Origin of the sequence: Bifidobacterium samirii (assembly GCF_003952945.1) — a bacterium.
Lineage (GTDB): Bacteria > Actinomycetota > Actinomycetes > Actinomycetales > Bifidobacteriaceae > Bifidobacterium > Bifidobacterium samirii.
Genome location: NZ_QXGK01000016.1, coordinates 39,211 through 62,387, shown reverse-complemented (window position 1 = coordinate 62,387; position 23,177 = coordinate 39,211). Strand labels below are relative to the sequence as shown.

At 65.5% G+C, this 23,177-nt stretch carries 14 protein-coding genes; 1 reads left to right on the top strand and 13 read right to left on the bottom strand.

The genetic code is table 11. The features are described 5' to 3' along the window. Positions 1-318: 318 nt before the first annotated feature. The 9 genes from D2E24_RS07825 to D2E24_RS07785 all read right to left on the bottom strand — a co-directional run bounded on the left by D2E24_RS07825 (position 319) and on the right by D2E24_RS07785 (position 12,521). The gene (locus D2E24_RS07825) at positions 319-1,692 is read right to left on the bottom strand and encodes an ATP-binding protein (RefSeq protein WP_125968781.1); all 1,374 of its coding nucleotides are present in this window, start codon (positions 1,690-1,692) and stop codon (positions 319-321) included. A gap of 375 nt (positions 1,693-2,067) precedes the next feature. Continuing rightward, complete coding sequence (locus tag D2E24_RS07820; RefSeq protein WP_125968780.1) at positions 2,068-2,991, bottom strand: AraC family transcriptional regulator; 924 nt, start codon at positions 2,989-2,991, stop codon at positions 2,068-2,070. Positions 2,992-3,055: 64 nt separating this feature from the next. Next, positions 3,056-5,263: a glycoside hydrolase family 127 protein gene (locus tag D2E24_RS07815; protein WP_125968779.1), complete on the bottom strand. Its 2,208-nt coding sequence runs from the start codon at positions 5,261-5,263 to the stop codon at positions 3,056-3,058. 302 nt (positions 5,264-5,565) lie between these two features. Continuing rightward, positions 5,566-6,684, bottom strand: coding sequence for a glycoside hydrolase family 43 protein (locus D2E24_RS07810; protein ID WP_125968778.1), 1,119 nt, complete (start codon positions 6,682-6,684; stop codon positions 5,566-5,568). A gap of 20 nt (positions 6,685-6,704) precedes the next feature. Continuing rightward, positions 6,705-7,631, bottom strand: coding sequence for a family 43 glycosylhydrolase (locus tag D2E24_RS07805; RefSeq protein WP_125968777.1), 927 nt, complete (start codon positions 7,629-7,631; stop codon positions 6,705-6,707). A gap of 128 nt (positions 7,632-7,759) precedes the next feature. Further along, on the bottom strand, positions 7,760-8,866 hold the full coding sequence (locus D2E24_RS07800) for a glycoside hydrolase family 43 protein (protein ID WP_125968776.1): 1,107 nt from the start codon (positions 8,864-8,866) through the stop codon (positions 7,760-7,762). A 113-nt stretch (positions 8,867-8,979) separates the two neighbouring features. Further along, positions 8,980-9,945, bottom strand: coding sequence for a carbohydrate ABC transporter permease (locus D2E24_RS07795; protein ID WP_125968775.1), 966 nt, complete (start codon positions 9,943-9,945; stop codon positions 8,980-8,982). Between the two features lie 28 nt (positions 9,946-9,973). After that, a complete protein-coding gene (locus tag D2E24_RS07790) occupies positions 9,974-10,903 on the bottom strand; it encodes an ABC transporter permease (RefSeq protein WP_420897489.1) in 930 nt (309 codons plus the stop codon). A gap of 130 nt (positions 10,904-11,033) precedes the next feature. Further along, positions 11,034-12,521: a type 2 periplasmic-binding domain-containing protein gene (locus tag D2E24_RS07785; RefSeq protein ID WP_241222917.1), complete on the bottom strand. Its 1,488-nt coding sequence runs from the start codon at positions 12,519-12,521 to the stop codon at positions 11,034-11,036. Between the two features lie 544 nt (positions 12,522-13,065). Between D2E24_RS07785 and D2E24_RS07780 the strand changes: the two genes are divergently transcribed. Beyond that, positions 13,066-14,142, top strand: a complete 1,077-nt coding sequence (locus D2E24_RS07780) for a LacI family DNA-binding transcriptional regulator (protein WP_125968773.1) — start codon at positions 13,066-13,068, stop codon at positions 14,140-14,142. 28 nt (positions 14,143-14,170) lie between these two features. Here the strand turns inward: D2E24_RS07780 and D2E24_RS07775 are convergent, their stop codons facing one another. The 4 genes from D2E24_RS07775 to metG all read right to left on the bottom strand — a co-directional run bounded on the left by D2E24_RS07775 (position 14,171) and on the right by metG (position 23,141). After that, positions 14,171-16,396 (bottom strand): alpha-galactosidase, encoded by a 2,226-nt coding sequence (locus D2E24_RS07775; RefSeq protein WP_125968772.1) that lies wholly within the window; start codon positions 16,394-16,396, stop codon positions 14,171-14,173. A gap of 375 nt (positions 16,397-16,771) precedes the next feature. Next, positions 16,772-18,574, bottom strand: coding sequence for an ABC transporter ATP-binding protein (locus D2E24_RS07770; protein WP_125968771.1), 1,803 nt, complete (start codon positions 18,572-18,574; stop codon positions 16,772-16,774). Between the two features lie 66 nt (positions 18,575-18,640). After that, positions 18,641-20,488 carry an ABC transporter ATP-binding protein gene (locus D2E24_RS07765; RefSeq protein ID WP_164521061.1) on the bottom strand — a complete coding sequence of 616 codons (1,848 nt, stop codon included), beginning with the start codon at positions 20,486-20,488 and terminating at the stop codon, positions 18,641-18,643. A 790-nt stretch (positions 20,489-21,278) separates the two neighbouring features. Continuing rightward, positions 21,279-23,141 (bottom strand): methionine--tRNA ligase, encoded by a 1,863-nt coding sequence (gene metG / locus D2E24_RS07760; RefSeq protein WP_125968770.1) that lies wholly within the window; start codon positions 23,139-23,141, stop codon positions 21,279-21,281. Between the last annotated feature and the right edge of the window lie 36 nt (positions 23,142-23,177).

Sequence of the window (23,177 nt, the reverse complement as noted above, 5' to 3'; positions counted from 1 at the left end):
GCGGCCTGAGCGCCACGACGAACACGCCGGACGCCGCCGGCAGGGCGGAGCGTGCCCATAACGCCCGGTCCGTGAACCGACACGTCGACCACCTACAGAGTTGACAAAAACATAGGAACACCCCCCAGCCCGAAGCCGGCCACCGTCCAAACACGACAGCCCCATCCCACTCCGGCGACACGCCCGGAATGGTCACGCAGAACACCACATACACCCCAAAACACCCGGTTCCCGACACCTATCCCCCGTTCTGTATAACCAGTCCGGGTGTGTCGCGCCAGCACGACTGCCGACTTCGCGCGAAATCCCCCACGGGCATCATCGGTCAGGGTTATCAAGCAGCGGGGCTTCGCCGGCATCGAACGCACGCACCAGCCGCTTGAGCAGAAACGCCGTGAAATAGGGCGCGGTGAACAGATGTTCGCTGCTGCCGATGTTTCCGGCACTGAATTTGATGCCGAAGCGGATATCGGGATAGGAGTCCGAAGCCACGAGCGTGCGCAGGGATTTGGCGGTGCCGCTCTTCGCCTTCACCTCGACGGGCACGAGGAAATCCCTGGTGCGGATGAAGAAGTCCTGCTCCAGCGTCGAGTTCTCCCGCTTGTAATAGTAGAGGTCATACCCCTGCTTCTTCAGCGCTTCGCCCACGATGCTCTCATACAGTGCGCCTTTGTATACGCCCAGATTGCGGTTGGCGCGGAAGTCCTCGCTGGCCTCGTCGTCAAGCATGGCGACGAACAGACCAGTGTCGCCGAAGTAGAGTTTGAACTTGTTCTCGTCGTAGTTGCCCTTCAACGGCAGTTCGGGATACGCCAGACAGTAGCAGAGGTTGACCATCCCCGATTGCTCGAGCCATTCGACACATCCCCGGTAGTCCTTGAACCGTGCGTTGCGCGCCACCTTGCTGATCTGGAACTTCTTGTTCTCCCTGGCAAGCTGCACGGTGATGTGGTTGAACACGTTGAGCATGCGCGCCTGATCCAATCCCTGGGCGTACTTGCGGATATCCTCCTGATAGTCCAGAACAAGCTGGCGCTGCATCGCCAGCGTCCCTTCGAACGTGCCGTTGGCGATGTACGAGGACACGACCTCCGGCATGCCTCCCAAAGCGCAGTAGTCGAGGAACAGGGATGAGAAGACGTGCATCTGGGCAGCCGAAAACGGACGGGCGGCGACGAGATGGCCGAGCATGTCGTCCGTCACATCATCGCCGTATCCATGGGCCCAGAGGAATTCCTCGAAGTCCAGCGAGCGCATGTCGTAGTCGGATTTGTAGCCGACGCTGTTGCTTTCGATGCGGCTGTATCCGATGCCCAGCATCGACCCGCTGCAGATCACGTCGAATCTGCCGTCGATCTTGAAGAATTTGAGCGCCGTGGCGATGTCCGGGAAGTCCTGAATCTCGTCGAAGAACAGCAGCGTCCTTCCGGAGGGGAATCGTTTGGACGGGTCGATCAGCGAGACGTTACGTATGATTGCGTCAGCGCCGTAGCCGTCGGCGGTGATCATCCGATACTTCGGCTCCTCGACGAAGTTGATCTCGATGATGCTGTCGTAATGCCGTGCCGCGAAACGACGGATCGTCTCGGTCTTACCCACCTGCCTCGGCCCCTTGATGATGAGCGGCTTCCGATTCGGGTCCGCCTTCCAGGTCTCAAGGTAGGCGTCGGCTTTACGTCTGAGATAGGTCATGCCGCTCCTTCCGTATCGTCCCCTTCGACCTCATCATATCCGCTTTGTCGTATTCATGAGCGACTTTTACGAAGAAAATACATTTTTATGAGCGAGTTTTTATCAGTGCAGAATATTTTATGAGTGACTTTTCAGAAGGCTCCTGTCGCCTCGAATGGCCGCATGGTTGGATCATCGGAGGTCGAACCTGCCGCAAACAGACATGAATAGGAGGAAGCGGGCGGGCGACACACCCGGAATGGTCATACAGAACAACACTTACGCCCCCAAAACACCCGGTTCCCGACACCTATCCCCCGTTTTGTATGACCAGCCCGGGCGTGTCACACCGCAGCGGGGCGACCGTCAAGCAGTCCCGACCACAGACATCCCCGATCACACCGTGTTGTAGAGCCGCCCGGGGAACGCGTCGCGGTACTGGCCCGGCGTGAGTCCGGTACGCCGTTTGAACACGCGCATGAAGTACTTCGGGTCGTCGTAGCCGACCTCGCGCGCGATCTCACCCACGGGCGTCGAGGTCGAGCCGAGCAGTTCGCGCGCGCGGTCGATGCGGCATTCGGCGATCTGCGCGCTGACGCCGATGCCGAACACGCGCCGGTACATCGCCGTCAGATGGCTGGGCGAGTAGCGGAACCGCCGTGCCACCTGCGCGACCGTGATCCCGTCGCACGCGTTCGCCGTGATCCACGCGCGGATCGCGAGCATCGGAGCCAGCCCCTCCCCCGCCGCGTCGATGCCGTCGTCGGCGGCGGCGATGAGCCGGCCGTCCTCCCCGTAGCCGGTGATCGTGCGATGGTCGGCGAACCGGCCGCGCAGCCGTTCCTGCGCGCTCACTTCGAGCAGCAGCGTCGTCGCCAGATAGTCGCAGTACGCGTTCGGCCGCGGGCCGAAGCGCGCGTACACGTCGACGAGCTGTCCGCACAGCACGATGAGCCGGTCGGCGTCGGCGGCGTCGCGAAGGTCGGGCAGCAGCAGGCAATGGTCGTCCTGCGGCGCGGCGTCATCGTCGCCGATGATGCGCGCCGCCGGCAGCCGGCAGTGCATCCAATAGAAATCGAGATCGTCGGTGATGATGTCGGTCCCGGCGTGCTCGACGCCGGGCGGCAGCAGCGCGACCTGGCCGGCGGCGATGCGCATCGGCCGGTCGGCCACGCGGATCGGCAGCACGCCGCGGCGTACGACGATCAGCTCGTACGTGTCGATCACGCGCCGCGCATGCCGCCATCCGGGGCCGGACACGAACCGGCCGATCGACACGAATCCCACCGGCCCGTCCAGCCGGCACACCGTCACTCCCATGGTCCCCCATCGTAACGGCATGCCGGCCGGTGTCGAATAAATCCGCCGGATGCGGATCGGCCGCCTAGGCGCGCAGCCAGACCGTCATCTCGGTCTCGCCGCGGTTCGCCCACGCGAAGTACGGGATGAGCGTCGCCGTGGCCGGTTCGCGGCGGGCGGGCGCGTACGCCGCGTACAGCGGGCGCGCGGCCGGCTCGCCGTCGGCCGTCTCACGCCAGGCGGGCACGCGCAGCACGACCATGTCGCGCGTCACGTCGTCCACCTCGCCCAGTCCCTTGTCGTCCATGCCGGGCGCGCCGGCGTGGAACGCGCACGGTTCGACCGCGACCGCATGCGGGTCGGCGAGGATCGCATCGACGTCGGCGTGCAGCAGGTGCAGGTTCGCGCCGTTGTCGTGGCCTTCGGCGCAGAATGTGACCGGACCGCGCACGAACGCGACCTTGCCGGCGGCCTCGCGCACCAGCGGGTTCGCGGCGACCATGCGCACCGGCATCGGGAAGTCGAACACGATGCGGTCGCCGTCGTGCCAGACGCCGGTGAAGCGCACGTAGCCGTCGGCGACGACGCGGCCTACGCGGCCGTCCGCCTCGCCGTCGGCGCGGATCGCGGCCGCGGCGGATTCGTCGCCCGCCCAGCCGGGCAGGCGGAACGCGAGCGTGAACGTCGCGCCGTCGGCACCGTCGGCCGCGGCATCGCCGCCCAGTCGGACGGTCGCCGCGCCGTCGCCGCGCCACGGCAGGTTCGCGCTCACGTCGAGCGTGACCGGCGTGCCGCCGACGGTCGCGCGCGCCTCGCCGCCCATGTACAGGTGGGTGAACAGCGTCGAGCCGTCGTCGGCGAGCGTGTACGCGTACTGCTGGATCGATTCGACGATGCGCGCGATGTTCGGCGGGCAGCAGGCGCAGCCGAACCACTTCTGACGCACCGGCTTGACGTGGCGCAGACGCGAGTCGCGATGGCAGGCGACCGGGTTGACCTCCAGCGGATTGACGTAGAAGAAGCTCTTGCCGTCCATCGCCATGCCGGCCAGCGTCGTGTTGTACAGGGCGGATTCCATCACGTCCGCATACTCGGATTTCGGTTCGATCTCCAGCATGCGGCGGGCGAAGAACGCGAGCGCGATCGCCGCGCACGTCTCCGAATACGCCGAGTCGGCGGGCAGATCGTAGTCGTAGGAGAACGATTCGCCGTCGACGGTGCCGCCGATGCCGCCGGTGACGTACAGCTTGCGGTCCACGATGCTGCGCCACAGGCGGCGCGCGGCGGCCAGCAGATCGGAGTCGCCGGTCAGGCGGGCCACGTCAGCCACGCCCGAGTAGAAGTAGGCGGCGCGCACCGCATGGCCGACCGCCTCGTCCTGTTCGACGACCGGCTTGTGCGCCTGATAGTACGCGTAGTTCTGCTCGCGCGCCTCGTAGTTCGTGCCGTCCTGCTGCGCGCGGCGGCGGTCCTCGTCCATGAAGTAGAGCGGGCTGGCGCCGCGTTCGCGCACGAAGTACGCGGCGAGCTCGGCGTAGCGCGATTCGCCGGTCGTCTCGGCGAGGCGGACGAGCGCCATTTCGGCGATCTCGTGGCCCGGGTAGCCGCGCAGCTTGCCTTCCTCGCGGCCGAACACGGTGTCGATGTAGTCGGCGAAGCGGCAGGCGGCCTTGAGCAGCTTGTCCTTGCCGGTGCCCTCGTAGTAGGCGATGGCGCCTTCGGTGAGATGGCCGAAGCAGTAGAGCTCGTGATGGTCCTTCAGGTTGGTGAAGGAGCGGTCCATGCCGTTGAGGATGTAGTACGTGTCGAGGTAGCCGTTGTCGAGCTGGGCGGCGCACACGATGTCGATCGCCGCGTCGGCGGTCGCCTCGAGTTCGGCGTCGGGATGGTGGGCGAGGCTGTAGCCGACCGCTTCGATCCACTTGGAGAAGTCGGTGTCCTGGAAGACGAAGCCGTAGAACGTGTCCGGATCGGGGTTGGCCGGATCCTCGGGCAGGGCCTCGAAGCCGCGGAACGTGTAGGACGGCGGGACGAACGCCTTGCCTTCGCTGTCCTTGCGCGCGTTGAGCGCGGCGGCGGCCTTGAAGTTGTGCATGCAGTAGCTGGGCGCGGCGCCGGGGACGGCGTCGTTGAGCGCGTTCCACTGGTAGGGGATCACGGCGGTGCGCACGAGCTCCTGTTCCGCATGCCAGAACGCGTCGGTGACGGTCACGTCGCGTACGGCCAGCGGGCGGCTGTGGACGGCCGGCGCGGCGGGCGTCGCCGTGGCGGGTGCGGACTGATGGTGTGTCATGATGGCTCCCTTGCTCGATGATGGTCGCCACTCACGATAGCCCCGCACCGCCGCGCCGATGGTGGACGAATCGTCGCCCCGGTGGAATAGTCCACCGTCCGCCGATACCCGCCGTCTCCGATGCCGCCGATATGGCTCCGGCTCAATCCCCCGCGTGACCTCACTCCGACAACTTACCGGTTCCTCGGACTGAGGTCACGCAACGCCCTCCCCCCAGCGTGACCTGGGTCCGAGAACGTCCCCGGTTCTCGGACCCGAGTCACGCAAACCGCCCCAAGCCCGTCCTTCGTCGCCCCGGCCGATCAGCCGATGGAGCCGTCGGCGGCGAGGAGCCGGTCGTATTCGGCGCGGGTGAGCGAGAGCACGCCGCCGTGCTTGGTGTGCGGGGCCATGCTGAACCGGTCGGAGCGCAGATAGTCGAAGCCCTTATCCGGATCATGGGTGACCATCGGCCGGTAGCCGATCGACGGGATCACGTCGACGAACAGGAACACGCGCTCGTCGGAGTGCGAGGCGAACAGGGCGGGGCCTTCCACGCCGCCGGCGTGCCGGTCGGGAGTCCAGTCCACGCCGATGTTCTCCTGGATGACGTGCCACTGCGCGTCCGGCTCCCACCAGCGCGGCGAGTCGGTCGCGTCGAGCCAGATGTTGGCGTGCGGGCCGTTGTCCTTGGTCGCGCGGTACATGCGCGTCGTGCCGTCCGGCAGTTCGCGGCGCAGCATCGTCGTGTCGATGGTCGGATGGCCGCGGTCGATGAACACGCCGCCGAACTCGAACGTGTCGTCGGTGAAGTCGCGGGTGGCGCCCCACATGACGCGGTCGTACACGTCCGGGTCGGCGTGGTCGGCGTCGTCGTCGGCGAACATCGTGCTCGACCAGTACAGCACGAACGCGCCGCGGCCGCCGGAGGTCCCATCCGAGCCGCCGTCGCCGCCCGCATCCGGATCGGCCGGATCACCCGGATCGGCCGGATCGGCCGGATAGTAGTCCGGCACCCACATCGCCTCGGGCGCCCACGCCATGCCGAGCTGCGCGTGCGTCCCGTCGGGCCGGCGGGACACGTCGAGCGTGTGCGGCTCGCTCCAGTGCACCAGGTCGTCGGAATGCCACACGATCAGGTTCGTGCTGCCGTGGTGCGAGAACTTGTACCAGTCGCTGCCGCCGTCGGATCCGCCGCCGTCGGCGAAGACCTGCAGGTCGGTGGCGATGATGTACACGCGCCCGGTTTCGGGGTCGCGCACCAGGTACGGGTCGCGTACGCCGCGCGTGCCCAGCGGCGACGTGAGGATCGGTTCGCCGCCGTTGAGCGGGTGCCACCGTTCCGGGTCGTCGCCTTCCGACAGGTCGAGGTAGATGCGTTCCGCATAATGCTCCGGGTCCTCGATGAAGTGGACCAGCAGGTATCCGTACGTCTCATCCATGGGTTGCGCTCCTTGCGTCGTCACAGGGTGTTGTCCCATTCATCATGCCATTCCAGCGTCGCCTGACGCTCCCCGATCGCGATCGGCAGGGTGACCAGTTCGGAGTTGCCCAGGTCGTCGGGGTTCCACCGGTCGCCGATGTACAGGAACCGGGTGGCGTGCCAGTCGTCCCCGCCCGCGGCGGCGCCGTCGAGCGGCACGATGATGTCGCACTGCGACTGGAACGTCTTCGACCCGGCCGGGGTGAACGGCTTCCAGTCGCTCCAGGGGCCGTGCAGGTCGGTCGCGGTGGCGAACATGTTGTCGTTGCAGTCCCACCCGGTGAGCTGGGAGCCGAACCAGTAGTAGACGCCGTCGCGCTTGACCATGATCGGCGACTCGTAGCCGGCCCAGTAGTCGGTGCCGCGCAGGCAGGCCACGTCTTCGATGACGCTCAGATAGTCGTCCGACAGGCGGTAGATGTGCGTGCCGTGCGGCCGGTCCTCCGAGAGGATGTAGCCGGTGCCGTCCTCGTCCTGGAAGACGCCGATGTCGCGCGATTCGTAGCCGCGGAACTGGAAGGTGGACAGCATCTCGTACGGGCCTTCGGGCCGGTCGGCGATCGCGGTGCCGATGTGCGCGTACGAGTAGTCGTTCTCCCCGTCGACGTGCAGGTACATGACGTACCTGCCGTCCGACGGGCGGCGCATCACCTTGGGGCGTTCGACGATGCGGCCCGGTCCGATGATGGTTCCGGGTTCGCCGGCCGGCAGGGCGACGCCTTCGTTGCGCCAGGTCGCGAAGTCCTGCGTGGAGTAGCAGGCGACGCCCTGGAAGAGGTTGCCGTCGTGCTTGATCTCGCCGTATGCGTACCAGCGGTCGCCGAAGCGCTGCACGCCGATGCCGTGCAGCTGGGCGACTTCGCCGTCGGTGTCGCGGAAGAGCTGCACGCCGTTGAGTGTTGCCATGGTCATTCCCCTTTCGAATGTCATGTGATGATATGGCATGTGATGATGGGGGCCGGGTCGTTCCGACCCCACGGTTGTCCCGTCGTCCCCCCGATACCGCCGTGCGACGACGCCGGGGACGGCGTCGTTCATCGGTCGTCGCTTGGATCGGCGATGCCGTCGATGTCGTCGCGGTGGCGTCCGAGCCGGATGCCGCCGTCGGTCACCTCGCATTCGTAGACGATGCCGTGCGAGTGCAGCGGTTCGCCCTGGTCGTCCTTGCGGGTCATGTTCGTGTGCATCAGCAGCAGGAGCGTTCCCTCGAAGGTCCTGAACAGCATGGCGTGGCCGGCGTCGTTGCGGTCGATCGGGGGAAGCTGCTCCCATGGTCCGCTCACCTTGCCGGAGCGCGAGATCGCCTGGGAGAGGATGTATTCGCCGTTGCTGTATGAGGTCCATACGCTCAGCAGGGAGCCGTCGGGGGTGCGCGCCGGGTACGGACCGTCCGTCACGTAGCCGCCCGAGTCTTCCGGGATCATCGTCGCGGCTTCGGGGCCGGTGAAGTCGCCGTGCCATCCGCCGGCGGGCGCGTCCCCGTCCTCGGCGTGCCAGACGCCTTCGCTCGCCGACCACAGGTGGACGGGATCGCCGACCGGTTCGGACAGGTCGTCCGGGTTCAGTCGGATCGCCTCCATCGTGCCGTCGTAGAGTTCGACCCATTCGTGGGCGTACACCATCCACGGGGTGCCGTCGTCGTCGGTCACGAGCGTGCCGTCGAGCGCCATGTCGTCCTGCGGCGTGGTCGGACGGGACGGGTCCTTGATGACGAACGGTCCTTCCGGAGAGTCGGCGACGGCGACGAACACGCCGCGACGGTGCCGGATCTCCCCGTCGCGTACGTACCAGTCCGGTCCCGAGCGAGGACGGCCGGGCCGGTCGAGGGCGGTGTGGAGCGTCAGGAACATCCAGTACCGGCCCTTCCATGCGTGGACTTCGGGCGCCCACGGGGAGTCGGAGTCGTCGTACCATGCGCCGGCGGGCAGATCGTTCAGGTCGAACACGTCGCGCGGTTCGCTGAAGTGCACGAGGTCGGGGCTCTCGTACATCACGACCGAGCGTCCGTTGCCGTGGTCGGCGGACCGGTACTGGTAGTAGTTCGCGTTGTACAGGTAGTACCGGCCGCTGTCGGCGTCGGCGAGGATGAACGGGTCGTGCAGGTCGAAGTCGTGCATGCCCAGCGGATATGCAATGTCCATGGCGGCCTTTCCCCGGATGCCGTCGTGCGGCGTTCCGGCTCATACGTTATGGGAAGGCCCGTGCAGCGGCGGTTGGCCGCTGCACGGGCCGGAGGATGCGGAGTCGGTTCCGATCAGCCCTTGACGGCGCCGATCATCACGCCCTTGTTGAAGTACTTCTGCAGGAACGGGTAGATCACCAGCAGAGGCAGCGTCGAGACGATGATGACGCCGTACTTGATCTGGTCGGCGATCTGCTGCTGCTGCAGCACGTTCTGGCCGCCCGATCCGGAGCCGAGCTGGTTGGTCTGGTTGGCGAGCAGGATGTCGCGCAGGACGTTCTGCAACGGCTGCAGGCTGCTTTCGCGGATGTAGATGAGGCCGGTGAAGTAGTCGTTCCAGTGTCCGACGAAGTAGTACAGGCCGATGACGGCGATGATGGCGGAGCTCAGCGGCAGCACGACCTTGAGGAAGTAGCCGAAGTAGCCGAGGCCGTCGATCTGCGCGGCGTCATGGAGTTCCTCGGGGATGGAGGTCTCGAAGAACGAGCGGGCGATGATCAGGTTCCACACGCTCACCGCGCCCGGGATGATGAACACGAGCCAGTTGTCGAGCAGGCCGAGGGCCTTGAACAGCAGGTAGTTCGGGACCAGGCCGCCGGCGAAGTACATCGTGAAGGTGAACAGGAACAGGATCACGCGGCGGGGTTTGAACTCGATGCGGGCGAGCGCGAATGCGGCCGGCAGCGTCACCACCAGGTTGAGCGCGGTGCCCAGCAGGGTGTACAGGATGGTGTTGCCGTAGCCGGTCCAGATGCGCGAGTCCTGGAACACCCTGAGGTAGCCGGCGAGGGTGAAGCCCTTCGGCCAGATGGTCACCTGGCCGGCGGAGACGAGCGTCTGGTCGGAGAACGACGCCACGATGATGAACCACAGCGGGTACACCACGACGGCCACGACGGCGGCGACGAGCAGCCAGATCACCGCATCGACGGCGTGGTCGCCGGGGCTCTTCTTCGGACGCGTATGCTTGTTCCACGGAATCTCGTCGGCGCCGCGCTTCGCGGCGATGGCCGGGGAGACGTTTGCAACATCACTCATGGTTTTTCCTTCCTCGAACCGGCCCTACTCAGAAGATGCTGGTATCGGACACACGCTTCGAGATCCAGTTGGCGAGGATCAGGAACGCGAAGTTGATGACGGTGTTGAACAGGCCGATGGCCGTGCCGTAGCTGAACTGGAACGACTGGATGCCGATCTTGTAGGTGTACGTCGAGATGACCTCGGAGCCGGGCATGTTCATGGCGTTCTGCATCAGCCAGACCTTTTCGAAGCCGACGTTGAGCACGGAGCCCATGTTCATGATCAGCAGGATGACGCAGGTCGGCATGATGGCGGGCAGATCGACGTGGCGGATGAGCTGGAGTCGGCCGGCGCCGTCCATCTTGGCGGCCTCGTACAGGCTCAGGTCGACCGACGAGAGGGCGGCCAGGTAGATGATGGCGTTCCAGCCGCAGTGCTGCCAGACCTCGGAGATCCAGTAGATCGGGGCGATGGCGTCGGCGTTGTCCAGCACGCTCTGGGCGCCGAAGAAGCGGCCCAGCAGACCGGTGGACGGGGTCAGGAAGATGTTGAGCATCGCGACCATGACGACGGTCGAGATGAAGTGGGGCATGTAGGTGATCGTCTGCACGAAGCCCTTGATGCGGGTCGAGCCGATCTGATTGATCAGCAGCGCGAGCACGATCGGCGCGATGAAGCCGAGCACGAGCGTACCGAGGCTGACCTTGAACGTGTTGATCATCGTCGATGCGAACATCGGCGAGGTGAAGAACTGGATGAAGTACTTGAAGCCGACCCATGCGCCGCCGGTCAGGCCCTTGGCCGGCACGAATTCACGGAAGGCCAGCTGGATGCCGTACATCGGCACGTAGGCGAACAGCGCCACGAACACCATGGCCGGGAGGGCCATCAGCCACAGTTCCCAATATCGCCTGAAGTGCCATCCCAGGCGCTTCGAGAGCGGCCACGAGCGTCGGACCGCATTGTTGTCAACCACGCCGTTCTCGTCCACCACGGCTGCCGCTTGTTTTCCGGACACCTCAAAACCTCCCTGTCATGGTTCCGTCGCCGACATGGGGCGCCGGCCCGCATTCGGACCGGGCCGGCGCCCGTGTCGACCGTTCCCGTTACTTGACGTACTTGTCGTACGCCTTCTGCCAGATCTCGGTGTTCTGGTCGATGTTGTACTTCTTCAGGTTCTCCTGGAACTCGTTCCACTGGGAGTCGTCGTCGGCGCCGCCCTGGGCGAGCCACTTGGAGACCACCGGGATCGCGTAGTTGAACAGCGCGGTGTTGTTGTTCGCGATGGTGTTCTGGTCGGTCTCGCTGACGCGCACGTAGATCGGCATCAGGTCCTTGGTGTGGTCGTAGTTGGAGTACTGCTCCTTGTACGGCTCGTCGGCGGAGGCGACGTGGTCCATGCCGCGGTCGCCCTCGACTTCGACGTCATCGGAGATCCAGCCGGCGAGACGGTCCTCGAGGGCCGGGATCTGGGAGGCCTGGTCCTGCAGCTCGTGGAACTTGTCGGTCACCTTGTAGGAGTGGTCGCCGGTCTGCTCGACGTAGCCGTCGGTGAGGGAGCCGTACAGCTGCTGGATGGAGTACTTCTCGGAGTAGAGCAGGTCGATGACCTTCAGGCAGGCGTCCTTGTTCTTCGCGTTGGCGGACATGGCCATGTGGTAGTCCTCGTAGCGGTTGGCGTCGGAGGAGCCGTCCCACACGGTGTCCTCGGCGGACACGCCGTCGGCGGACGGGATCGGGATGGAGACGTACTGGCTGGCCAGCTCGGAGCCGTAGGAGCCGAAGGCCGACTCATCCCAGCCGAAGACCATGCCGACCTGGGCGGTCTTGCCGTCGGACTGGTTGCGGGCGTTGTACTTGTCGTCCTTGACGGTGACCCAGTCGGAGGGGGCCCAGCCGTTCTGGACCATCTCGTAGTAGAACTCGATGACCTGACGGAACTCGTCGGTCTGCATCCAGTTGCCGACCTTGCCGTCCTTGACGTAGATGCCCTGCTGGGACGGACCGGAGTTGAAGTGCGTGGCGATGCCGGTGGCGTTCATCATCAGGAACGGGCTCCACCAGTCGCCGATCTTGGAGGTGACCAGCTCGCGCGGGTTGAAGGCGATCTCGTCGGCCTGGCCGTTGCCGTTCGGGTCCTGGGTCTTGAAGGCCTCCATGACCTTGCGCAGCTCGTCCCACGTGGTCGGGACCTCGAGGCCGAGCTTGTCGAGCCAGGTCTTGTTGATCAGGAAGTGCTGGCCGGAGGCGAGGAAGCCCTTGGTACGGCTGGACGGGAGGACCGTGACCTTGCCGTCGACCTCGACGAACTTCTTCGCCGTGGGCTGCTCCTCGAAGAACTTCTGGACGTTCGGCAGCTTGTCGAGGTCGTCGCCGAGCTTCTCGAAGGCCGTGGGGTTGCGGGCCGCGTCGTCCGGGTTGAACGCGCGGATGTTCAGGTCGGCGATCTCGCCGGCGGCGAGGGACGCGTTCTTCTGCTGGCTCCACTGGTCGTCCGAGACTTCCTTCCACTCGATGGAGCAGTCGCAATCGGCTTCCAGTTCCTTGGCCCACGTCATGTCGGCCATCTTGGCCTGGTTGGAGTTCTTGGCCACCAGGATGGTGACGATCGGCTTGCCGTCCTTCGTGGTCGTCGTCTCGCTGCCGCACGCGCTCAGGCCGCCCCCCCCCCCAGCATCGCGGTAACGGCGATCAGCGCCATGGCCTTGGTCACTACGCTCCTCCGTGACATTCCATTCTCCTTCCGTCAACGGATTCGTTCCACCCGAGAGAAGAGAGGAACTCGGCAACCTTTCATGCTGCGCATTCAGCAATGATTGCGTTAACATGAACAGCTGCGTTCATTCTTCAGTTCTCTCGTGCGATCTCCTCTTCGAAAATCGCAACGATTCGATTATGTATCCGAAAGGCATCTTCGTCAAATCCTTCGGACACGCCGAGAAACCGGCGGAATGACAAGCGTTTCACACAACAAAACACAGATGGCACAAGAAAAACATCACGAAATGTAACAGAAGTTGACTTTCTGGCAATTCCCATGTTTTAATAATCGTATCGTTTCGATTGAACGTACGATTTTGAGGCGGCATAGACCACAATGAGCGGTGGCCGGAGCCTCCCGCGAAGAAGAAGGCGTTTATGGTTACGTTAAAACAAGTCGCCGCCGAAGCCGGCGTCTCCACCTCCACGGCATCATCCGCGCTGCGCGATCTGGACATCGTCCGCCCCGAAACCAAACGCAGGGTCATCGAAGCGGCCAACCGTCTCGACTACCGGATCAACACCTCGGCGAGGGCGCTGCGCTCCGGACGCTCCGACATCTTCATCGCCATCATCCCCGACCTCGACAACCAGTACTACGCACGCTTCGCCAACGCGCTCTCGAACGCCCTCTCCGACCGCGGCAAGCGGCTCATCCTGCAGATCTCCCGCTATGACGGCGACACCGAGCTCAGGCAGATCAGAAGCATCGACCCGTCCACCTGCGACGGACTGTTCGTCTGCTCGATCGCCAACTCCGGCAAGGTCCTGCACGACGCGGCCGGAAGCATCCCCGTCCTCATGTTCGACGACATGAGCGGCACCGCGGACGCCTACTACGACTCCATCGAGACGCCCGGGCAGGGCGGCACCGCCGCGGCGATCAATCATCTCGTCAACGAATGCGGCCGACGCCGCATCGGCGTCGTCGGCGCGCTCGCCGACCGCCATGACGACGGCAGTCTGGCACGCGCCCTGCGCACCAACCGATGCAACTTCGCACTCCAGGCGCTGCGCTCGCACGGACTGGCCGACGAGCGCAGCCTCATCGCATGCGACTGGAGCGTCGACGCCGGCATCGACATGGCGCACCGGCTCGCGGCACAGGGCATGCCCTACGATGCCCTGTGCTGCATGAACGACGAACTCGCCCTCGGCATCATGCGCGGACTCGCCGAGGAGGGCATCAACGTGCCCGACGCCGTGGCCGTCACCGGATTCGACGGCATCACCTCCGGCTCGTACACGACCCCGACGCTGACCACGGTCGCCGTCGACTTCGAAGGCATGGCGCAGACCGGCACCGCGATGATGGAGCAGCAGGTCGAACGGCTCGCGGCGAACGATACGACCCCCATCATGCCGCAGCGCGTCATCGTCGGCTTCCAGCTGCTCAAGCGCGAGTCCACGCTGGGCCGGACCGCCACCACCGGGTTCACCACCCGCCCGCGCTGACCGGCCGGCCCGCAGTCCTCAGCCGCTCTCAGCAGACATCCAGCAGGTACACGCGCGCCGCGGAGTCCGGCCCCAGATCGGTGTCGTCGATGCCCACGCGCATCAGCTCGCCGCCGGAACGCACCGCATCGAACGCGCCGTCCGTCGAATGCACCCGGTACCGGCGGGCCTCATCCAATCCGCGCAGCCGCAGCCGCGACTTGGGGCGGTTCGGCACGCCCAGGATCACATAGTCGCCCACGATCGCGCGCGAACGGTCGGCGGCGACGCACATCCACGCCGCCTGACGATGGTCGTACGGCGCACGCAGACGGTACAGGTCGCCGTTGTGCAGCAGGTCGGCCTGCGCGCGGAAGAACGCGACCTGCCGGCCGATTTCGGCCAGATCGTCCTCCCCCAACGCGGTCAGGTCCATCTCGTAGCCGAACGTGCCGAACATCGCCACGGCGGCGCGCATCGCGAGCGACTCGCTGCGGCCGGTCTGATGGTTCGGCGTGATCGACACGTGCGATCCCATCGTGGCCACCGGGAAGAAGTAGCTCGTGCCGTACTGGATCGACAGCCGTTCGACCGCGTCCGTGTCGTCGCTGGTCCACGCCTGCGGCGAGTACGCGAGGATGCCGTAGTCGAAGCGCGAGCCGCCCGACGCGCAGCCTTCGATGATGAGCTCCGGGAACGCGGCGAACAGCCGTTCGTACAGCGAGTACACGCCGATGATGTACCGGTGCATCAGCTCGCCCTGCCGTTCGGCGCCGCGCGTCGCGTCGAACGCCTCGGTGATGAAGCGGTTCATGTCCCATTTCACGTACGCGACGTTCGCGCCGGACAGGATCGCGTGCATCCGCTCGTAGATCGCGTCCACGACGTCCGGATTCGCGAAGTTCAGCACGTACTGGTGGCGGTATACGGACCGGGTGCGGCCGGGCGTGGCGATCACCCAGTCGGGGTGCGCGCGGTACAGGTCGGAGTCCTCGTTGACCATCTCCGGTTCAAACCACAGACCGAAGTCCATGCCCAGCCCGTTGATGCGCCGCGCGATGCCGGCGATGCCTTCCGGCAGCCGCCGCGGGTTCGCGATCCAGTCGCCCAGTCCGGCGCGGTTGGACGTGCGTGCGCCGAACCAGCCGTCGTCGAGCACGAACAGGCCGATGCCGGCCTTGGCGGCCAGCGCGGCCAGTTCGAGGAGCTTCTCCTCGGTGAAGTCGAAGTACGTGGCCTCCCAGTTGTTGATGAGCACCGGCCGTTCGCGCCGCGCCCACGCCGGCCGCTGCAGATGGTCGAGCACGATGCGGTGGAACGTCTGGCTGAGCGCGTTCAGACCGCGGTCGGTGTAGCCGAGCAGCGCTTCGGGCGTCTGGAACGTCTCGCCGGGTTCGAGCCGCCATGCGAAGCCGAACGGGTTGATGCCCAGCTGCAGTCGCGTCGCGCCGTACGTGTCGACTTCGGCGTGTAGGTCGAAGTTGCCCGAGTAGACGAACGCGAGTCCGAACGCCTCGCCCACGTCCTCGTTCGTGTCGGGGCGGGCGATGACCGCGTTGGGGCTGAAGTAGGGGCCGCTGGCGCCGCGCAACGATTCGATCTGCTGGATGCCCGGGTGCAGCGGCTGGCGATGCGGGATGCGTTCGCGTGCCCACGCTCCGGTGAACTCGATCATCTCGTAGTCGGCGTCGGGCAGGTCGAGGTTGAGGCTGGTAGCCCGTGTGAGCGTCAGCGGCGCGTCGCCGCGGTTGGCGATGTCGGCGGACCGGGCGATGACCGGCTCGTCGCGGAAGATCGTGTAGAACAGTCGTACGCTCAGGCCGGTGAGGTCGTCGCGCAGGCTGATCGCGAGGGTTTCGGCGGCCGGCGAGTCGTCGACGATCCTGCCGTCGCGGATTTCGGCGAACGTGGCCGGCAGTCCGGGCAGCGGCGGCTTGCCGTCCGCGACCATGTATCCGACGTACCGCAGGTCGCTGATGCGCGACCCGTTCTCCTGCACCGCCTCGATGGCCGGATGACGGTAGTCGCCGCAGCCGAATTCGGGGTATTCGAGCCGCTGTTGTTCGGCGTAGCGTTCCCCGTCCTCGCCGATGGTCGACGACTGCACGCGGAAGCGGTCGTCGAGCAGATAGCCGTAGTCCACCGTCCCGTCGTCGGGCACGGCCGCGCCGGTGTACAGGTTGACCAGCTTGCCTTCCGCGACCGCCATGATATGGCTGATCCGCCCGTTCGTCAGGTGGAACCGCAGTCCGTCCCCGCTGATGTGGATCGTCATAATGTCTCCTTCCGTATGCCGTCGCGTCGATGCGGCGTCCCGATCGTCCCCTGCGCGTGACCTTACTCCGATTACCCGCCCGATTCTCGGACCCAAGTCACGCAAGCTACCGGCTCCGCGTGACCTGAATCCGACTACTCGCCCGCACCTCGGACTCAGGTCACGCAAACCGCCAGCTCCGCGTGACCCGAATCCGACTACTCGCCCGCACCTCGGACTCAGGTCACACAAACCATATCCTCCGCGTGACTAAAGTCCGAGTACCCAATCGGTTCTCGGACTCAGGTCACGCAAACCATCGGCTCCGCGTGACCTAGATCCGACCACTCGCCTGTTCCTCGGACCCAGGTCACGCAACCGCAGCAGTCGGCCCGCTCACTGCGCGCCGGTGGCGACGCGGATCATCGCGTACTGCGACTCGTAGAGGCGGTAGTACGCGCCCTTGCGGGCGAGCAGCTCCGCATGCGAGCCGTGCTCGACGATCTGCCCGTGGTCGATGTAGAAGATCTCGTCGGCCTTCTCGATCGTCGACAGGCGGTGCGCGATGATGAAGCTCGTGCGCCCCTTGAGCAGGTGCTGCAGGCCGGCCTGGAGCGCCTCCTCAGTGCGGGTGTCGATGTTCGACGTGGCCTCGTCGAGGATGAGGATGCGCGGGTCGGCGAGCAGCACGCGGGCGAACGCGATGAGCTGGCGCTGGCCGGCCGACAGGGTCGATCCGCGCTCCTCGACGGCCGTGTCGTAGCCGTCGGGCAGCTCCATGATGAACTCGTGCGCGTGCACGGCGCGGGCGGCCGCCTCGATCTCCTCGTCGGTCGCGTCGAGCCGTCCGTAGCGGATGTTCTCGCGCACGTTGCCGGAGAAGATGAACGTGTCCTGGAGCATGACGCCCATCTGGCGGCGCAGCGATTCGAGCGTCACGCCGCGCACGTCGTGCCCGTCGATCGTCACCGAGCCCTCCGACACGTCGTAGAAGCGCGACAGCAGGTTGATGATCGTCGTCTTGCCGGCGCCGGTGGGGCCGACGAGCGCGATCGTGCGGCCGGGTTCGACGTGGAAGTCGACGAGGTTGAGGATGTTGCGTCCGTCCTGCTCATAGCGGAAGACGACGTCGTTGAAGTCGACGCGGCCGCGGATCTGCGGCAGGTCGGCGGCGTCGGGCGCGTTCTGGATCTCGGGGACCACGTCGAGCGTCTCGAAGATGCGTTCGAGGTACGCCGAGCAGGTGATGAGCTGGTTGTAGAAGTTGCCGATGTTGATGACCGGGTTCCAGAAGTTGTTCGCGTAGCCGACGAACGCGATGAGCACGCCGGTGGTGACGTCGACGCCGCCCCAGCCCATGACGCCGACGAAGTAGATCAGCGAGATGGTCATCACGGAGATGTTCTGCACGCCCGGCCACATGAGGAACTGGATGTGCACGGCGTGCATCCACGCGCGGCGCACCTCGTCCTGCTGCTCCTGGAACGTGGCGAACTGGGCGCGCTCCTGCGCGAACGTCTGCGTGGTCTTCACGCCGGCGATCGACTCGTGGATGTACGCGTTGAGGTTCGACTGCTTGTTCGACAGCTTCTGGTAGGCGCGGCGCTGGAAGATCTTGAGCCCGTACACCCAGGCGAGCAGCACGGGGAACAGCACGAGGCTCCACAGGGCCAGCCGCCAGTCGATCGCGAACATGACGACGAGCGTGATCAGGAACGTGAACACGTCGGAGATCACGTTGATCAGACCTGACGAGAGCGTGTCGGACAGCGTGTTCACATAGTTGACGACGCGGATCAGGATCTTGCCGTGCGGACGCGAGTCGAAATAGCTGAACGGCAGGGTCTGGATGTGGGTGAAGATGTCGCGGCGCATGTCCTTGAGCATGAGCTGGCCGACGCGCGTGATGGCGACCGTACGGTAGCGCAGGCCCAGCTCGTAGAGCACGATGAGCGCGGCGAGGATGCCGGCGAGCAGGCCCAGCTGGCCCAGGTCGCGGTTGGGGATCGCCTCGTCGATCATGATCTTGGTCAGGTAGGGGACGGCGACGACGATGCAGCTCATCGAGATGACGACGGCCAGGATGCGCGCCACCTGCGGCAGGTAGGGCTTGAGGTACTTGCCGATGCGGAGGATGTCGTGGACGTTGACGCGCTCCTCGAGTTCCTCATCCTCGCGATACGTATTGCGTTGTGCCATGAATGGTCCTTATAAGCGTATGAGCGTATGACTTGAGTATGGCCATGGTCGGGGGCCGGGGCCGGATCAGTACCCCTGCGAGCAGCCGGACTGCAGGCCGAGCTGCTTGTGGTAGATGTCCCAGTAGCGTCCGTGGGCGGCGACGAGCTCGGCGTGCGTGCCGCGTTCGACGATGCGCCCGTGCTCGAGCACGAGGATCAGGTCGCAGTCCTTGATCGACGAGATGCGGTGGGCGATCGTGATGATCGTCTTGTTGCCGTCCATCTCGCGCAGGTGCCGTTGGATCTGCGCCTCGGTCTCCATGTCGACGGCCGACGTGGTGTCGTCCATGATGAGGATCGACGGGTCGTCGGCGAGGGCGCGCGCCAGCGACAGGCGCTGCTTCTGTCCGCCCGACAGGCCCACGCCGCGTTCGCCCACGACCGTGTCGTAGCCTTCGGGCATGGATCGGATGAACCCGTCGGCGCCGGCGATCTCGGCCATGCGTCGGATGTAGCGTTCGTCGCGCGCGGCGTGCTCGCCGGCGCCGAAGCCGATGTTGCCGCCGATCGTGTCGGAGAACAGGAACGTGTCCTGCGCGACGATGCACACCTGCGAGCGCAGCGTGGTGAGCGGCCAGTCGCGCGCGTCGATGCCGTCGATGAGCACGTGGCCGACGGTCGGGTCGTAGAAGCGCGAGACGAGGTTGACGAGCGTGGATTTGCCGGAGCCGGTTTCGCCGAGGATGCCGAGTCTGCCGCCTGCGGGCAGAGTGAAGTCGATGTCCTTGAGGATGGGCGTGGCCGGGTCGTCGGGGAACGCGAAGCTGACGTGGTCGAAGCGGATGTCGCCGCTGATGCGGTCGGGTGCCGGCGGGTGCGCGGCGCCGACCTGTTCGGCGATGGCGGTCGCGTGCCTGACGGCCTCGTGCGCGTCGGGCTTCTCGGTGATGCGCGACTGGGCGGTCAGGAGCTTGCGGATCTTGATGCAGCTGGCGTTGAACCGCTGCCAGTCGTTGATGAGCCAGCCGGACTGGCGCACCGGTCCGTCGATCATCCACAGGAACGAGTTGAACGACACGAGGTTGCCGAGCGTCATGTACCCGTTGATGACGAGGAAGCCGCCGAGGCCGAGCGTGATGAGCTGCAGCGAGAAGCCGAGGCCGTCGAGCCAGGGCATGTACTTGCGCGAGTTGTAGGCGAGCGCCATGTTGCGCTGCATGTAGTCCTCGTTGTGCTCGTCGAATTTCTCGGTCTCGTAGGGTTCGCGCACGAACGCCTTGACGACGCGGTTGCCTTCGATGTTCTCCTCGACCATGGAGTTGAGCGAGGCGAGCGAGTTGCGGATCGCGTAGAACAGCGGGTGGGCGTGCGTGGACAGCCCGCGGGTGAGGATGAACAGGAACGGGGTGACGCAGGCGAGCGCGAGGGCGAGCCTCCAGTCGATGGCGAACATGACGCACAGGGCGCCGATGAACATGACGACGCAGTCGGCGATCTGGTAGCTGACCCAGCTGAGGCAGTGGCGGATCGCGTCGGTGTCGGAGGTCATGCGGCTCATGATGTCGCCGGTGCGCGTGTGGTTGAAGTAGGTGAAGTCGAGTTCGTGGAGTTTTTCGTATTCGTCGGATACGAGCCTGTAGACGGAGTTCTGTCCGAAGCGTTCCATCCACATCTGGTAGCCGTAGCGGGTGCTGACGCGGATGATGGTGAAGACGATCATGAGCGCGCACAGGCGCATGAGTTCGTCGGTATGGCCGCCCACGATGACCCGGTCCACGATGAGGCCGGAGATCAGCGGGATGGTCAGCGCCATCGTGTTGTTCATGCAGAACAGCACGATCGAGCCGGCCACGCGCGGCAGGTCGGGTTTGCAGTAGGGCAGGATCCAGCGCAGGTTGCCCTTGTCCTGGTTCTTCGTCGGATCGACGTACATGTGAGGAGATCCTCGCATTCCTGATTGTGTTTGCCTGTGGTACTGCGCGGCGCTCTTCTCGCCGCGCGCGGCATTCGTCGCCGCCACGATTCACGACCGTCGTGTTTCGAGTGTCCCGCAACCGGCGCTCTCTTTCGCCGGCCGAAACCCCTGTTCGGATTCGCAAACGCGGTCCAGTCTAGACGAACGACCAAGGTGCGCAACCCGCTGATTTCGGGTGTGTTGCCGCGTGTTTCCAACGGTTTGCGGGCACCGTCGCCGATGCGATGTTTTCGTTGCCATGTCGCAGGTCCGTCAGACCGGTCCTCCGACGCGAACCGTCGCCGTCCGGATGCTCCGGATATGAGAAACCCGGCGGTGGGGGCCGCCGGGTCGAGAGAGAAGAGAGAAGAAGGGGTTCAGTTATGGGGTTCCTCGGGAACCTCGCCGTCGGCCGTAACCGATGACATGATTCATATAACCGTCCTTCTCTTGGAGAAACGATGCGTCTTCCTCCGAATTCCCTGTGAGAAGTGTGGCGGGTCTGTGCCCGTCGCCGCGATAGTCGTACCGGTATCACCGATGCTTCGCAACGGACACGCAATCGGCACGCCCGCGTGTCCGTTGCGAAGATAACCGGCGTCGAAACTGCACGATCGTCACGCAGCGACGTCGATCGCGCGCCCATTGCGAAGGCATGTCCGTTCCCGACCGCGATCGTCGCCGCATACGACGACGGGGCCCGCGCGCGGCATGCGCATGCGGGCCCCGGATCGTCGGACGGGCGCGGACGGCCCGAAGTGCCGAAGGACTACTTGTCGAGTTCGGCCTTGGCGGCGGCGAGGCGCTTGGCCTCGGCCTCGCGGCGGGCGGCGAGCGCCTCGTCGAAGCGGGCGAGCTCCTCCTCGACGGCCTCCTTCGGGATCTTCGCGAAGATCGGCGTGGGCTTGCTCACCGGGGTGCCCGGCACGATCGCCTCGCGCGCCCACGGGTGGACGGTCTCGCCCAGCTTGTAGTCGCCGGTGATGATCGGGTAGGTGAAGCCCGGCTTGTCGAGGTCCTCGACCTCCTCGATGCGCGGCAGCGGGGAGAACACGCCGGTGCCGCCGAGCGTCTCCCACACCTTCTGCGCGGCGTGGGGCAGGAACGGGGCGAGCAGGTGGTTGGCGTCGGAGACGGCCTGCGCGGCGACGTGCAGGACGGTGGCGAGGCGCGCCGGGTCGTCCTTGATCTTCCACGGTTCGGTCGCGGAGATGTACTTGTTGATGTCGCCGACGAGGCGCATCGCCTCGTTGAGGGCGTTCTTCTGACGGTGGTTCTCGATGAACGAGCCGACCGTGTCGAACGCGGCGGCGGCCTCGTCGAGCAGTGCGCGGTCCTCGTCGGTCATGGCGGTCTCGTCGAGGGCGGGGATCTCGCCGAAGTTCTTGGCGATCAGGTTGGCGACGCGGTTGACGAGGTTGCCCCACGCGGCGGCGAGCTCCTCGTTGTTGTGGCGCACGAACTCGGACCAGGTGAAGTCGGCGTCGGACGTTTCGGGGCCGGCCACGGAGATGTAGTAGCGCACGGCGTCCACGGGGTAGCGGGCGAGGATGTCCTTGACGTAGATGACGATGCCGCGCGACGAGGAGAACTTCTTGCCCTCCATCGTCATGAACTCGGAGGAGACGACCTGCTCGGGCATGTTGAGCGGGCCGAGCCTGCCGGCCTCGCCGCCCTTGCTGCCGGCGCCGTTGTAGCCGAGCATCTCGGACGGCCAGATCTGCGAGTGGAAGGTGATGTTGTCCTTGCCCATGAAGTAGTAGCCGGGCGTGGTCGGGTCGTTCCACCACTTGCGCCACGCCTCCGGGTCGCCGCTGCGGCGCGCCCATTCGATGGACGCCGACAGGTAGCCGATGACCGCGTCGAACCACACGTACAGCTTCTTGTTCGGGTTGTCGATCCAGCCTTCGACCGGCACGGGGATGCCCCAGTCGATGTCGCGGGTGATGGCGCGCGGCTTGACCTCCTTGAACAGGCCCTTGGAGAAGTTGATGACGTTGGTGCGCCAGCCTTCGCGGGTGTCGAGCCAGGCGAGGTTCGCCTCGGCGAGCGCCGGCAGGTCGAGGAAGAAGTGTTCGGTCTCCTCGAAGCGCGGGGTTTCGCCGTTGATCTTGGAGACGGGGTTGATGAGCTCGTCGGGGTCGAGTTCGTTGCCGCAGGCGTCGCACTGGTCGCCGCGCGCGCCGTCGGCGTGGCAGATCGGGCATTCGCCCTCGATGTAGCGGTCGGGCAGGGTGCGGCCGGTGGACGGGCTGATGGCGACCTGCTGGGTGCCCTTGTAGATGTAGCCGTTGTCGAGGCACTGGCGGAACAGCTCCTGCACGACCTGCTCGTGGTTGCCGGTGGTGGTGCGGGTGAACAGGTCGTAGCTCAGGCCCAGGTCGCACAGGTCCTTGGCGATGACGCGGTTGTAGCGGTTGGCGAGCTCCTGTGCGCTCAGACCCTCCTTCTCCGCTTCGACCAGGATCGGGGTGCCGTGCTCGTCGGTGCCGGAGACCATGAGGACGTCGTTGCCCTTCATGCGCTCGTAGCGCGCGTAGACGTCGGAGGGCACGCCGAAGCCGGCGACGTGACCGATATGGCGGGGGCCGTTCGCGTACGGCCATGCAACATTCACCAGAATATGACTCATAACTCTGCATGGTATCCGCGACGCTGGAAGTCCCGG